At 44.5% G+C, this 11,959-nt stretch carries 14 protein-coding genes and 2 pseudogenes; 9 read left to right on the top strand and 7 right to left on the bottom strand.

Features of this window, described 5'->3' with window-relative positions; all coding sequences use genetic code 11:
- Positions 1-16 precede the first annotated feature (16 nt).
- Both ONZ52_RS17220 and ONZ52_RS17215 read left to right on the top strand, forming a co-directional pair.
- Complete coding sequence (locus ONZ52_RS17220; RefSeq protein WP_137168958.1) at positions 17-271, top strand: type II toxin-antitoxin system Phd/YefM family antitoxin; 255 nt, start codon at positions 17-19, stop codon at positions 269-271.
- Between the two features lie 13 nt (positions 272-284).
- A pseudogene (locus tag ONZ52_RS17215) lies at positions 285-521 on the top strand (Txe/YoeB family addiction module toxin); the annotation flags it as partial.
- A 57-nt stretch (positions 522-578) separates the two neighbouring features.
- Here ONZ52_RS17215 and ONZ52_RS17210 read toward each other — a convergent pair.
- A complete protein-coding gene (locus ONZ52_RS17210) occupies positions 579-1,337 on the bottom strand; it encodes a 5'-nucleotidase, lipoprotein e(P4) family (protein ID WP_265219920.1) in 759 nt (252 codons plus the stop codon).
- A gap of 363 nt (positions 1,338-1,700) precedes the next feature.
- Here ONZ52_RS17210 and ONZ52_RS17205 point away from each other — a divergent pair, with 363 nt between their 5' ends.
- Together ONZ52_RS17205 and ONZ52_RS17200 are read left to right on the top strand one after the other, a co-directional pair.
- Entirely contained in the window at positions 1,701-2,171 is a 471-nt protein-coding gene (locus ONZ52_RS17205) for a GNAT family N-acetyltransferase (RefSeq protein ID WP_265219919.1), read from the top strand.
- A gap of 144 nt (positions 2,172-2,315) precedes the next feature.
- Positions 2,316-2,591 carry a DUF3817 domain-containing protein gene (locus ONZ52_RS17200; protein WP_111607449.1) on the top strand — a complete coding sequence of 92 codons (276 nt, stop codon included), beginning with the start codon at positions 2,316-2,318 and terminating at the stop codon, positions 2,589-2,591.
- Between the two features lie 86 nt (positions 2,592-2,677).
- Here ONZ52_RS17200 and ONZ52_RS17195 read toward each other — a convergent pair whose 3' ends face one another.
- The 3 genes from ONZ52_RS17195 to ONZ52_RS17185 form a co-directional block, all read right to left on the bottom strand.
- Positions 2,678-3,913, bottom strand: a complete 1,236-nt coding sequence (locus ONZ52_RS17195; protein ID WP_265219918.1) for a methyl-accepting chemotaxis protein — start codon at positions 3,911-3,913, stop codon at positions 2,678-2,680.
- A gap of 47 nt (positions 3,914-3,960) precedes the next feature.
- Positions 3,961-4,311, bottom strand: coding sequence for an MCP four helix bundle domain-containing protein (locus tag ONZ52_RS17190; RefSeq protein ID WP_265219917.1), 351 nt, complete (start codon positions 4,309-4,311; stop codon positions 3,961-3,963).
- 263 nt (positions 4,312-4,574) lie between these two features.
- Positions 4,575-4,916, bottom strand: coding sequence for a zinc ribbon domain-containing protein YjdM (locus tag ONZ52_RS17185; RefSeq protein WP_111607451.1), 342 nt, complete (start codon positions 4,914-4,916; stop codon positions 4,575-4,577).
- A gap of 204 nt (positions 4,917-5,120) precedes the next feature.
- Between ONZ52_RS17185 and ONZ52_RS25445 the strand changes: the two genes are divergently transcribed.
- The 4 genes and pseudogenes from ONZ52_RS25445 (at position 5,121) to ONZ52_RS17165 (ending at position 9,480) form a co-directional block, all read left to right on the top strand.
- On the top strand, positions 5,121-5,240 hold the full coding sequence (locus ONZ52_RS25445; RefSeq protein ID WP_418138506.1) for a deoxyribodipyrimidine photo-lyase: 120 nt from the start codon (positions 5,121-5,123) through the stop codon (positions 5,238-5,240).
- Positions 5,227-6,441: a DASH family cryptochrome gene (locus ONZ52_RS17180; RefSeq protein WP_265219916.1), complete on the top strand. Its 1,215-nt coding sequence runs from the start codon at positions 5,227-5,229 to the stop codon at positions 6,439-6,441. Before ONZ52_RS25445 ends, ONZ52_RS17180 begins: the two co-directional genes overlap by 14 nt.
- Positions 6,441-7,930: pseudogene (locus ONZ52_RS17175) on the top strand (cryptochrome/deoxyribodipyrimidine photo-lyase family protein). Before ONZ52_RS17180 ends, ONZ52_RS17175 begins: the two are co-directional and overlap by 1 nt.
- Complete coding sequence (locus ONZ52_RS17165; RefSeq protein WP_265219913.1) at positions 7,927-9,480, top strand: cryptochrome/photolyase family protein; 1,554 nt, start codon at positions 7,927-7,929, stop codon at positions 9,478-9,480. The pseudogene ONZ52_RS17175 and the gene ONZ52_RS17165 overlap by 4 nt, the downstream one beginning before the upstream one ends.
- A gap of 15 nt (positions 9,481-9,495) precedes the next feature.
- Here ONZ52_RS17165 and ONZ52_RS17160 read toward each other — a convergent pair whose 3' ends face one another.
- Complete coding sequence (locus tag ONZ52_RS17160) at positions 9,496-10,440, bottom strand: DMT family transporter (protein WP_265219912.1); 945 nt, start codon at positions 10,438-10,440, stop codon at positions 9,496-9,498.
- A 98-nt stretch (positions 10,441-10,538) separates the two neighbouring features.
- Here ONZ52_RS17160 and ONZ52_RS17155 point away from each other — a divergent pair, with 98 nt between their 5' ends.
- Positions 10,539-11,438, top strand: coding sequence for a LysR family transcriptional regulator (locus tag ONZ52_RS17155; RefSeq protein ID WP_265219911.1), 900 nt, complete (start codon positions 10,539-10,541; stop codon positions 11,436-11,438).
- On the opposite strand, the gene ONZ52_RS17150 is transcribed toward ONZ52_RS17155, so the two are convergent.
- Positions 11,435-11,560, bottom strand: coding sequence for an ACT domain-containing protein (locus tag ONZ52_RS17150; RefSeq protein ID WP_265219910.1), 126 nt, complete (start codon positions 11,558-11,560; stop codon positions 11,435-11,437). The genes ONZ52_RS17155 and ONZ52_RS17150 overlap by 4 nt on opposite strands.
- Before the next feature lie 22 nt (positions 11,561-11,582).
- Positions 11,583-11,954, bottom strand: a complete 372-nt coding sequence (locus tag ONZ52_RS17145) for a glycine cleavage system transcriptional repressor (protein ID WP_265219909.1) — start codon at positions 11,952-11,954, stop codon at positions 11,583-11,585.
- Positions 11,955-11,959: the final 5 nt, after the last annotated feature.

Genomic DNA, 11,959 nt, shown 5'->3' with positions numbered 1-11,959 from the left:
CTTTAAGGAAGATATTATGGATACGTTAAGTTACTCAGCTTTTAAAGCAAATCTTGCTAGCACGTTTGATAAAGTGAATGACGATCATAAGCCTGTTCTCATTACTCGTCAGGGCGGGAAACCAGCTGTGCTGATTAGCTTGGAAGATTTCCAAGCCTATGAAGAAACCGCGTATCTAATGGCGAGTCCGAAAAATGCAGCGCGATTAAATGAAGCCATTGCCGAAATGGAAGCTGGCAACACAGTAGAAAGGAATCTAATCGAGGAATGATTTTTCTTAAGCCGATCATGCGTGGGATGATCATCTATACTGGCAACAAAAAGATAAGAAGACGCTGAAACGCATCAATACACTTATCAAAGATATCTTACGTCAGCCTTTTGAAGGGCTTGGCGATCCAGAGCCACTAAAACACAATTGGTCTGGCTACTGGTCACGCCGTATAGACCGAGAACATAGACTTGTCTATAAAGTCGATGATAACCAGTTGTACATTGTTCAGTGTCGTTACCATTACTAAAAGACGAACACGATAAACAGCCAATACAAACCTAAATTCGTATTGGCTGTTTATGCTCTATTCAGCGGCTTTTTCATCCCATGCTTTTAGCTCTGACTTCGACCAAGAGCCATAGGAGGCATTAGGCATAACGATCCAATCGTTACCAAAATGCTTGGCTTCTTTGGCAACTAAGCCGCGTTGGTACTCTGTCGATTCCTTATTTTTAAACTCGGCAGCAAAATCATGCAAGCTATCGCCAATCAACATAAGAATATCGTGCTCTTTGCGAACAATATCACGACGTGCTTCTTTCGACTCGGTATACAACAACACATTATCACTGCTTACTTGAGCAACCTTCAGTTTTTTCAGAGTCTTAATCGTGTCGGCTTTGTTCTCTTGAAAACGATCTGAGATATAGTAAATTTTCACGCCTTGCTGGGTAACAAAATCGATAAAATCTTTTGCGCCTGGAATCAAGGTCGGTTCGCCTTTTTTCTCCCAATCACTCCAAGTATCCCAAGATGTATAATCGTGACAATTATTTACATCACGAACTAATAATGGCGTGTTATCTATCACAGTTTCATCCAAATCCAACACCACAGCAGGCTTTTTATCGGAATCATGGTTCGCTAAAATCTGTATAAAACGCTGTGTTGCAAACTGATAAGCCTGTAGTTGGAGTGCCATCACTTCGGCAGACTGTTGCTGATAACGCAGCGCCATATTGTACTCTTTTGACTTACAGACAGTATCTTGATCCGCTGCAAACACAGCACTACTGTTCAATAAAGGCAAGGCAACGAGTAACGATGTGGTGATTTTTTTCATAAAACAAACGTCTCCTTTTTGTTCATAACAAATAAGGCGACATAAAATGACATGTTTTTTTATTAAATGCCAATTTAATTACAGCTCAAACCTATTTTTCTTACCCCTCACTATTTCAATATCGTTATGGAATGATGATCGGAACAACTCATAAATTAGCAAATCGCTCTCTTTCCAATACCTCAATAACGAACTAATTTTACGCAATACCTCTATAAAGAAACCCCGAAAGACACCTAAATCTGAATTGGATAGACGGCTTGATCCAAGTAATACTTCTTTCATGTTTCATAACTTGGATAATGCAGTGACAGCGTTAGGTAAAAAACTAAAATTAGAGCTTATTTGAAAACGTTAAGGACAATGATGACAGTCTCATTCCTCGCCGACAAAAAACAATTCATTCCCACGATTGCTCAGTGGTATTTCAATGAATGGCGGCATTTAACGCCCAACACTTCAATAGAGGATATTGTCCAAAAAGTGACCCTCATGGCAGAAAGTAGAGCGGCACTGCCGATCTCTTTTGTATTGCATGATAATGACGACTTGCTGGCTGTAGCGGAGCTGAAGTTCCATGAACATCCTGATTTTCCCGACTACAAGGCTTGGCTCGGTGGTGTTTTCGTTCCAGCAGATAAACGTGGACACGGTTATTCCAACATTATCCTGCCTCACACTTTTCATCACGCTAAGAGCGTTGGGATTTCGTCGCTGTATCTGCAATGCGAACAACACAATATTGATTTGTATTTAAAGCATGACTTTGAAGTGGTACATAAAATAAATGACAACGGTGTCGGAAAAGCAGTAATGGCACTAAGGCTTGGATAGAAAAAACGCGTTCACACTGAATGACTCTGCTTACATGATTCCACTCTTTAAATAACCAACCTTGGAATGAAATTAAAATGCTATTCTGGGGTCTGATTAGTGCTTGGTACGTTTTTCAACACACTTCAACACAAGAGACATAGTATGAAAATGTTACGTTTTATCTCCATTTTAGAAGGCACATCGCTACTATTGTTGCTCTTCATTGCCGTGCCATTGAAGCGCCTGATGGACATGCCTGAGTATGTGAGCATCATTGGCCCGATTCATGGTGGCTTGTTTATCTTGTTTAATATTCTTCTGGCGTTAAGTGTGTCTCGCTATGGGGTTTCATCAAAACACGCCTTGATGGGTTTTGTTGCGTCATTAGTGCCATTTGGTAGTTATGTCTTTAAAGCGAAGGTCTTAAACAAATACTAAGTTTAAGAAATACATGATAGATAACGTTAGTAAATAAAAGGGCCTTTGTCATTCAAAGGCCCTTTTATTGTGTTTCGCTGGCGTGGTTACGCCTTGAAAAAGCTCACTTTTGTGGTCAGTTTCTTCGATAATTGCGCAAGGCGTTCACTCGATTGAGCCACTTGCTCAGAGCCAGAAGCACTTTCCATGGTGGCTTCGTGTACTCGGGTAATATTTAAGTTCATGTCTTCCGCCACGCGCTCTTGCTCCGCTGACGTTTGCGCGATTTGCGTGTTCATGTCATTAATCGCCATAACCTCAGTACGAATACTCGCCAAAGCGGCACGGGCTTCTTGAGTTTGTTCAACGGTTTTTTGCGCCCGCTCTCGACTGGTGTTCATGATCTCAGCGGCTTTGCTTGATCCTTCTTGTAGACGAACGATCATGTTACTAATCTCGCTGGTCGACTGCTGTGTACGTGTCGCCAATGAACGTACTTCATCGGCCACAACCGCAAAGCCTCGGCCATGTTCACCTGCTCGCGCCGCTTCAATGGCGGCGTTCAACGCCAATAAATTCGTCTGTTCTGCAATGGCGCTGATAACGTCGGTGATTTTTTCAATATTGCCGCTATCAACCGACACTTTCTCGACTGTTGTTGCGGCCAACTCTAATGTCTCAGACAGATGCATAATGGCTTCTGCGGTTGAATTGACTTTTGTGTTACCACTTTCTACTTCGCGATCCACTTTCTGCGTTGCTTCTGCTGCGTGGCCTGCGTGGCCTGCGACTTCAGAAACCGAGGCCGACATTTCGTTGATGGCAGCCGCCATTTGTGTGGTATCGGAAGACTGCTGACGAAGACGACGGTTATTTTCATTTGCCGTGGTGTTCAGTTCAGACGACGCAATGTCGAGTTCATCGGCGGCACTACGCACATCTAGGATAATTTGTTGTAAACGCGACACCATGGTGCGAACACTCCCAATCATGCTGTTGGGATAATTCGTTTCTATTTTGACATTCAGATTCCCATCGGCGATTCGCTGCACTAGCTCGGCAACATCTTCAGGTTCGCCGCCAATTCGCGCTTGTATGCTTCGAATCAAGGTAATCGCTACTAGAACACTGAAGACCGCGGCGATAAGAGTAACGATCAGCATTAACTTAACAAACGTACTGGCAACCCTCATCACAACGCCAATGTCTTCATTAATGACCTCTTCCTGGTGATTAATAAAAGCATTTATGCGTTTTAGCCATTCCGTATAAGCTGGGGATACGTCTTGCATTAACAGTTCAGTGGCAAGCGTAGTATTGCCTTGTTGAGCCAAATCCAACAAGGCTTTCGTCGACTTCTGTGTCGTGACTTCAATATCTTGAATAGCTTTTAACAGGCTCTTTCAACTGAGGAAGCTTCGGCCAACATGAGTTGACTCATAGATTTCGCCGATTGCTGATAAAACGAGTCTAACTCTTTAATCAAGGTGAGCTCTTGATTCAGACGCGCAGGATCCGAGGCTAAGACAACATCACGAACGGCAATAGCTCTGTCATGGACGCTGCCACGAAAATTAATCGCATAACGTTGCTTCAACGTAGCGCCATCACGCACACTCGTTAATGTGTTATCAATCACATTAACGCGCTGCATTCCCACTAAGGCAATCAGCAACAATAGCGCAAAGATAAAAGCAAATCCTAACCCCAAACGCTGAGAAATTTTAAGTTGGCTAAACATAGTACCTATACGCCTTATAAAGAATCATGATTGACTAAATATCAACCCAACCAAGGCAGCTTACGCCCCCAAGCAAATAAAAACCAGCCATGCATTGTGAAGACAAAAAGAATCCCTAGAAAGCGAAAAAAACTAAAAAAATCAATCCAAAAGACACATTAATACGTAGACATAAGCGATAAAAAAATGCCTCCTGACTCAATCAGAAGGCATTTCGTTTTAACCAAATACTATTGAATGGCGTCTAACGTATTGTCTGTTGTTTAGACTGTAGACTTTTTCACAAATTGAGATTTCAGCATCATTTCACCGCCACCATCCAATTTGCAGTCAATATCGTGGTCGCCATCTACAAAACGTTTAATCGTCGCTTTGGTGCCAATTTTTAGCACTTGAGACGATCCTTTTACTTTAAGGTCTTTTGCCAAGGTCACCTTGTCGCCTTCTTGCAACACGTTGCCGCCCATGTCCTTGATAATAAGCGCATCTTCGTCCACCACAACTTCATTTGGATTCCATTCGTGCGCGCACTCAGGGCAAATCAGCATGGCTTGATCTTCGTACACATAAGAGGAGTTACATTGTGGGCAATTAGGAAGACTCATTGTTTATCACTACCTTTGACGTTAACAGGAAAATTTCACCCATTATAACCTTATTTTTGATATGGTTTTTATCATCCCCGTAAAATAAACGTGTATTTTTCTATTTTGCTCACTGAAAAAACAAAAAAACGATTTAAAACAATCTAATTGTCTCTTAAATACGTACTAGGCTTATATAGAGAGCAATGTTATAGGAAGTTTATAATGAAAGTGGGCGTCATGTGGTTTGGAAATGATTTGCGTTGTGCTGATCAAGATATGTTGTGGCAAGCAGCACAGGAGGTCGATCATCTGGTTTGCCTGTATTGCGATGAGTCCCCATAACAATCGTCCCAGTCGATATGCCACACAGGGCATGTCTGCGAATCGAAGACGCTTTTTAAATCAAGGACTTAAAGACCTAGCGCAACAGCTACAAGCATTAGGGCAAACCTTATTCATTAGTTCTATGGATGCGGCCACCAGCTTAAACTTGCTGCTAAACGAAGTACCTATCTCTCACCTTTATCGAAACCACCACGGTGGCTGGGATGAACAGCAAGCGCTTAAGCGTATCATCCATCAGTTCCCCGACGTTCGCGTTCATTTAGGACATGATTTGAGTTTGTTTAGACCCTCTCAGCTGCCTTTTGAGATAACCGAACTGCCCAGCTCTTTTTCAAAATTTCGCCGCTTTGTCGAAAACATTCACCCTGCGTCTCCATTGCCGTCCGTGGAAACCTTGCCGCCTGCGGCCATTTTCAATATCCAAAAAATTCGTCCTTGGCAAGATGTCTCAAGCTTGGAAAACGGCGCCTTTACAGGTGGCGAGCAAGCCGCAATGGATCAATTAAGTGACTACTTTTCGACAAATTTGCCCAGTCTTTATAAAGAAACTCGCAACGAATTAGACGGCTGGGAAAACTCCACCAAATTTTCACCTTGGTTGGCACAAGGCAGTGTATCGGTACGGCAAATCAAAGCCAGTTTGGACGCTTACGAGCGTGACCATGGCGCCAGTGAATCGACCTATTGGATTTACTTTGAGTTGCTTTGGCGCGAGTACTTTCACTGGTACGCCACCCGTTACGGCAAACAGCTTTTTTTACCCGGCGGATTATCGGGTAAGCAAACACAAGCCAGTTATTACGCGGAGCGTTTTCGCAAATGGAGTCAAGGCAATACACCTTATCCCTTAGTGAACGCCTGTATGAAACAGCTCAATCAGACGGGTTTTATGAGCAACCGCGGACGTCAAATAGTGGCCAGTTGTTTGATCTACGAACTAGGCATCGATTGGCGTTACGGTGCGGCTTATTTTGAGCAGCAATTGATCGATTATGATGTCGACTCAAACTGGGGGAATTGGCAATACATAGCGGGCGTTGGCGCCGATCCAAGAGGCGGCCGTCACTTCAATTTGCAAAAGCAAACCGAACAATACGACCCAAACCAACATTTTATTCATAAATGGCAAGGCCAAGTCTTTGACACCCAATTGGACTCGGTCGACGCCGCCGACTGGCCGATTTACCCTCATTCATAATGTTGTTATCTACTAACCCAGTCGTCGTTTGGTTAAAGCGCGATCTGCGCCTTACAGACCATGAGCCACTTGCCAATGCGATCGAACAAAATAGGCCGCTCATTGTACTGTATGCTTTTGAGCCGAGCTTGGTGGCAGACCCACATTACGATGTACGCCATTGGCGTTTTGTGTGGCAATCTTTAGAGGACATTAACCAACAACTGGTTGAGGTCGGTGGACGTTTGTACATTGTCTATAAAGAAGCCTTAGAGGCACTAATAGAACTCCACCAGCAAACTCAATTCGATCAACTGTTCAGCAGTGAAGAAATTGGTATAGATCTAACGTTTCAGCGCGATAAAAAAGTAAAGCACTGGTGTCGACTCAACCATATTCACTGGCAAGAGTCGCCAACGGGTGCGGTCATTCGTGCGCTCAAAAATAGAGTGTCATGGGACGATGCTTGGCAAAAAGTGATGCGCTCGCCCATTGTCGACATCAAACTCAACCATCTTTCTTGGTATCCGTTAGAGCATGTGGACATCAGCTTACCGGAGTCATGGAAAACACCTCAAAAGGGCATGCAGACTGGCGGCCCAACGCTGGCTTGGCGTACCCTAGAAAGCTTTTATAACGGCCGAGGTAAGGATTATTATCGCTCTATTTCAAGCCCTCTGAACAGCCGTTCCGCTTGTACTCGATTATCCCCTTATTTGGCGTGGGGGAATATCAGCCTAAGAGAGGTCTACCAAGACCTACTGTCTCGCTGGCAAACTCCTGGCTGGCGTCGAACACTCATCGCCTTAAGTTCCCGATTACATTGGCATTGCCATTTTATGCAGAAATTCGAAAGCGAATGTGCGATGGAGTTTCGACCCGTCAATCGCGCCTACGACGCTTTCCCTTATCGCCAAGATGCACAAGTCGATGCCGATTTACAGGCTTGGCAACAAGGTCAGACTGGCTATCCAATCATTGATGCGTGCATGCGCGCTGTCAACGCAACGGGCTATATGAATTTTCGTATGAGAGCCATGATGGTGAGTTTTTATGCCATCATATGAACATTGATTGGCGACAAGGTGTGCATCATCTAGCTCGCCTATTTTTAGACTTTGAGCCTGGTATTCATTACCCGCAATTTCAAATGCAAGCCGGCGTGACGGGCGCCAATACAATACGCATCTACAACCCACTTAAACAAGCCCAAGACCAAGATCCCGATGGCGAATTTATTCACCGTTGGGTGCCAGAATTAAAAGAAGTCCCCGCTCCTCTTGTTCATGCTCCTTGGGAAATGACGCCCATGGAAGAAGCCTTATATCAATGTCATGTTGGTGTCGATTACCCAGCCCCTATTGTTCCGCTAGTAGAGGCCGGAAAAGCGGCGAGAGACAGACTGTGGGGGTATCGTCAGCAATTTGAGGTGAAACAGGAAAAGCAACGCATCTTAGCCACGCATGTTAGACCCTCTAAACGGTCTAAAAAAACCAAAGGATCCCCATGACACAGTACCACACCTTACGTTTCATTCTTGGCGATCAGCTTAACGCCGCGCACTCTTGGTTCAAACAACAAGATCAAGGTGTGTTATATGTCATCGCCGAGCTGCATCCAGAAGCTACCTATGTCACACATCATATTCAAAAGCTTTGCACGTTTTTCCTCGCCATGGAACGCTTTGCTAGCGCCTTAAAAGAAAACGGCCATGACGTGTGTTATCTCACTTTGGATGACACGCAAAACCAGAGCCTTGAAGAAGTCATTTTAAGCCTCGCTAAACAACATAATATTGATCGTATAGAGCTGCAGCGCCCCGATGAATATCGTGTGTTGCAGCAATATCACGCCCTGATCACGGACACAGCTAAACTGACTGTCAGCATGGTCGATAGCGAACACTTTTTATTGCCTTTTCATGAGATACCGGATTTTTTTCAAGCCAAACACACGGTTCGTATGGAGCACTTTTACCGTAAGATGCGCCAGCGCTTTAATATATTGATGACAGGCGATAGAGAACCAGAAGGCGGCCAATGGAACTATGACAACGCCAATCGCAATAAGCTAAAAACAAAAGACCTCGCCGACATTCCAGCTCCGCTGTGTTTTCAGCATGATGTGGCACATTTGCTTGAACGCATTCAGCGTCACGAGATTCCGTTTCTTGGAAAAATAGACTCTCGTCTACTTTGGCCTGTGACCAGCCAAGACGCATTGAATTTGCTCGATTTTTTCTGTAAGCACTTGCTACCGAACTTTGGCCGCTTTCAAGACGCGATGACAAACCAAACACCCCATAGTTGGAGCTTGTACCATTCACGTTTGTCTTTTGCGCTTAACGCGAAATTGATCAGCCCAAAGCATGTCATCAAAGCCGCGATTACGGCCTATCAAGAAAACGACACCATCGACATTGCGCAAATCGAAGGTTTCGTGCGGCAAATTCTCGGCTGGCGCGAATATGTCCGCGGCATGTATTGGATCAATATGCCAGATTATCAAGAACAGAATGCGTTACAAGCCCAGCGAAATTTACCCAACTACTTCTGGCATGGACAGACGAAAATGAAGTGCCTTGCCAGCGCCATTGGGCAATCACTCGATTATGCATACGCCCACCATATTCAGCGACTGATGGTGACAGGGAACTTTTGCATGTTAACAGAGATTGAACCACAACAAGTCGACGAATGGTATTTAGGGATTTATGTAGACGCCTTAGAATGGGTAGAGCTACCTAACACACGTGGCATGAGTCAATTTGCTGACGGTGGCTGGATCGCGTCCAAACCCTATGCCGCCAGTGGCAGTTATATGCAAAAAATGAGCGACTACTGCAGCGATTGTCATTACAAGGTGAAAGAAAAAACCAGTGAGGAATCTTGCCCACTCAACAGTTTGTATTGGCGCTTTATGGTCAAGCATAGAGAACGTCTCGCAACCAATCCACGCATCGGCATGATTTATGGCAATTGGGATAAGCAAAACGACGCGCAAAAGCACGCCGTGTTACATAGAGCAGAATGGTGCTTGAAAAACATCGAAGCACTTTGAATTTCATTGTAATGCTTAACCAATCGATGTGGCCTCTTGTCGATTAACGCGTCTTTGTTGCTGCCATTTAGCAAGTCTTGGCAGCAACAAGCCAGCAATCACAATCGCCACACCAAGCAGCTGCAGTTCAGTCACATTCTGTCCGTAAGCAAAAGCGGTAAGCGCGGCAAAAACAGGAACGAAATTGAAGAACAAAGATGCGTTGGCTGCACCGAGTTGCGTCACCCCAGAAATCCACAACAAGTAACCACCCACAGTGCCAAACACACCGATGAACAATAAGTCACCCAAAACATTGCCACTGATCGCCAAACTTTCTTGCAGAGGATGAACCTCAGCACTAAACACCGTGACCAAAGAAATCACCCCTAATCCCGATAACATGCCAACTAAAGTATATGGAATCATCGGCATCCAACGGCTCACACCCTGAGTTAAATAGGTATAAAGGCTCCAGCACAACATGCCTAGAAAAATCATTTGATCACCGTGATTGAACTCAAAACCCAACAAGCGTTTTAGTTCACCATTGGTTAACACCAGCAAGACACCAGACAAACAAACCACCAAACTAAACACGGCGCCGCGAGCAGGCAATTTGCGTTGCAACAAAGAACCAATCAAAGATGTAGCCAATGGGCTAAGCGCCATAATAAGGGCACCATTACTTGCATCGGTATGAGCTAAACCAGTAAACAAACCAAGGTTTAAGCCGCCCACCCCAACAATAGAAATGCCAATCGCCCACGTCCATTGTTTGGTCGTAAGACTAGGCATTGGAATGTTTTTCCACTTAGCATAAATAAACAGACAAATAGCAGCGATAGCAAAACGCCAAATAACCAAGGTAAGCGCGTGTACTTCTCCCAACGCATGTTTACCCACAGGGAAACACGCTCCCCAAAAAAATGTACACAGTAATAATAACAAGACGGCATTCATATTCGCCGAACGATTCATACCTTTCTCCACTAAAAGGACACTTGAAAATATGATCCTTAGTGTATAGATTTTAAATTCGGCATAAATAGACAAAAATGAGATAGTAAATTCCAGATATGAAATTTAATTATTCCCTTGATGACATGCGTTGTTTTTGCGCGGTTGCACAACATGGCAGCTTTAAACAAGCTTCCATTGCGTTAGAAATACCGCTGTCCACATTGAGTCGACGTATTGCCAAACTCGAAGCAGACTTGGCCATTAGATTATTAAATCGAGATGCACACAGAGTACAGCTTACTCACTCAGGACAACGCTATTACGAAAGAAGCTTACCTCTGTTTGAAGAGTTGAACGACGTCGCCGTATGTCTTTTACAGGACAACACCCAAGCCAAAGGCACCATTAGAATATCGGCACCAGTGAATTTCGGTGTTCACGTTTTAGCTCAGCACTTTAATGCCTTTTTAAATCAATACCCTGATATCCATTTAGATTTACGTCTATCGAATCAAACTATCGATATTGAGGAAGAAGCCATCGACATTGCATTTCGCGTCGGCGATCATAATGCCGACCATTGGATTGGCAGGCATTTAACTAATATCCGCTTTGTCATCTGTGGCTCAGTGAATTTAGACCTGTTTAGCATAAAAACGCCCTACGACTTAGACGGCTTTCCCACGGTCTTGTGTTCGCCTATGTCTACATGGAAGCTGCAAAACACTGTCTCTGGAGAGATGCAAGACCACAAGCCAAACAGCAACATTCGCCTAAAAGTAGACGACATGAGTTTGCTCACTCGCGCGATTCAAGACGGCTTAGGCATCGGATTCATACCTGATTATCACGCGCAACCCTTGATTGACTCGGGAGAACTTCGACAAGTTTTACCTGAATGGAGCAATCAACCTCGAGGCTGCCAGATGCTCTACCGTGACCGAGATAATATGCCTTTTCGGCTACGCCTCTTGATTGACTTTATGCTCAAGCGTTTTGATACCCACCGACGTTAAACTAAACGATCAACGGATAATTCAACGATTAAGTCGCTGCTTATTTTCTCGAGAGCAGCTTCCAATTCAGATAATGGCAACCCCTTTGGCACAACCAATACCATGTCGGTTTTAAACAGCATCTCGGAACTCATCGGCGCAGGCTCACAAGTGGTGGTGAGACTCTTTGACGTTGACCATCAAGGAATGCAGCACTTGCGATACTTCTTTAACAATCCCTGGACGATCGTTGCCGACCACAGACAGCGACAAAGTCGACCCTTCGGTGACGTTCTGTTTCGCCATTTCGACCGTGACACGCAAGCCCAGTTGCTCAAAGTTACGCAATGCGTTAACTAGTGATTCTTGGTGCTCCAAGGGAACAGTCACCGTTAAAATACCAGCAAACTTATCTGCCAGATGCGCCATGCGGCTTTCTAACCAGTTACCATGATGCCGAGCAATCGTGTCAGACAAACGCTCAACAATACCGGGACGATCTTCACCAATAAAACTTAATACCAAATGCTGTGACATAGATT

The organism is Marinomonas rhodophyticola (genome assembly GCF_026113935.1).
In the GTDB taxonomy this organism is placed as follows: domain Bacteria; phylum Pseudomonadota; class Gammaproteobacteria; order Pseudomonadales; family Marinomonadaceae; genus Marinomonas; species Marinomonas rhodophyticola.
Note: the sequence above shows the minus strand (reverse complement) of the source record. Positions and strands in the feature narration are given on the sequence as shown.

Excerpts from the sequence above, each read along its gene's own strand:
- ONZ52_RS17185 (WP_111607451.1), bottom strand. The coding sequence starts at position 4,916 with ATGAGTCTTCCTAATTGCCCACAATGTAACTCCTCTTATGTGTACGAA.
- ONZ52_RS17150 (WP_265219910.1), bottom strand. The coding sequence starts at position 11,560 with ATGCTGTTTAAAACCGACATGGTATTGGTTGTGCCAAAGGGGTTGCCA.
- ONZ52_RS17220 (WP_137168958.1), top strand. The coding sequence starts at position 17 with ATGGATACGTTAAGTTACTCAGCTTTTAAAGCAAATCTTGCTAGCACG.
- ONZ52_RS17200 (WP_111607449.1), top strand. The coding sequence starts at position 2,316 with ATGAAAATGTTACGTTTTATCTCCATTTTAGAAGGCACATCGCTACTA.
- ONZ52_RS17165 (WP_265219913.1), top strand. The coding sequence starts at position 7,927 with ATGACACAGTACCACACCTTACGTTTCATTCTTGGCGATCAGCTTAAC.
- ONZ52_RS17180 (WP_265219916.1), top strand. The coding sequence starts at position 5,227 with ATGAGTCCCCATAACAATCGTCCCAGTCGATATGCCACACAGGGCATG.
- ONZ52_RS17210 (WP_265219920.1), bottom strand. The coding sequence starts at position 1,337 with ATGAAAAAAATCACCACATCGTTACTCGTTGCCTTGCCTTTATTGAAC.
- ONZ52_RS17205 (WP_265219919.1), top strand. The coding sequence starts at position 1,701 with ATGATGACAGTCTCATTCCTCGCCGACAAAAAACAATTCATTCCCACG.
- ONZ52_RS17155 (WP_265219911.1), top strand. The coding sequence starts at position 10,539 with ATGAAATTTAATTATTCCCTTGATGACATGCGTTGTTTTTGCGCGGTT.
- ONZ52_RS25445 (WP_418138506.1), top strand. The coding sequence starts at position 5,121 with ATGAAAGTGGGCGTCATGTGGTTTGGAAATGATTTGCGTTGTGCTGAT.
- ONZ52_RS17190 (WP_265219917.1), bottom strand. The coding sequence starts at position 4,311 with ATGTTTAGCCAACTTAAAATTTCTCAGCGTTTGGGGTTAGGATTTGCT.
- ONZ52_RS17160 (WP_265219912.1), bottom strand. The coding sequence starts at position 10,440 with ATGAATCGTTCGGCGAATATGAATGCCGTCTTGTTATTATTACTGTGT.
- ONZ52_RS17145 (WP_265219909.1), bottom strand. The coding sequence starts at position 11,954 with ATGTCACAGCATTTGGTATTAAGTTTTATTGGTGAAGATCGTCCCGGT.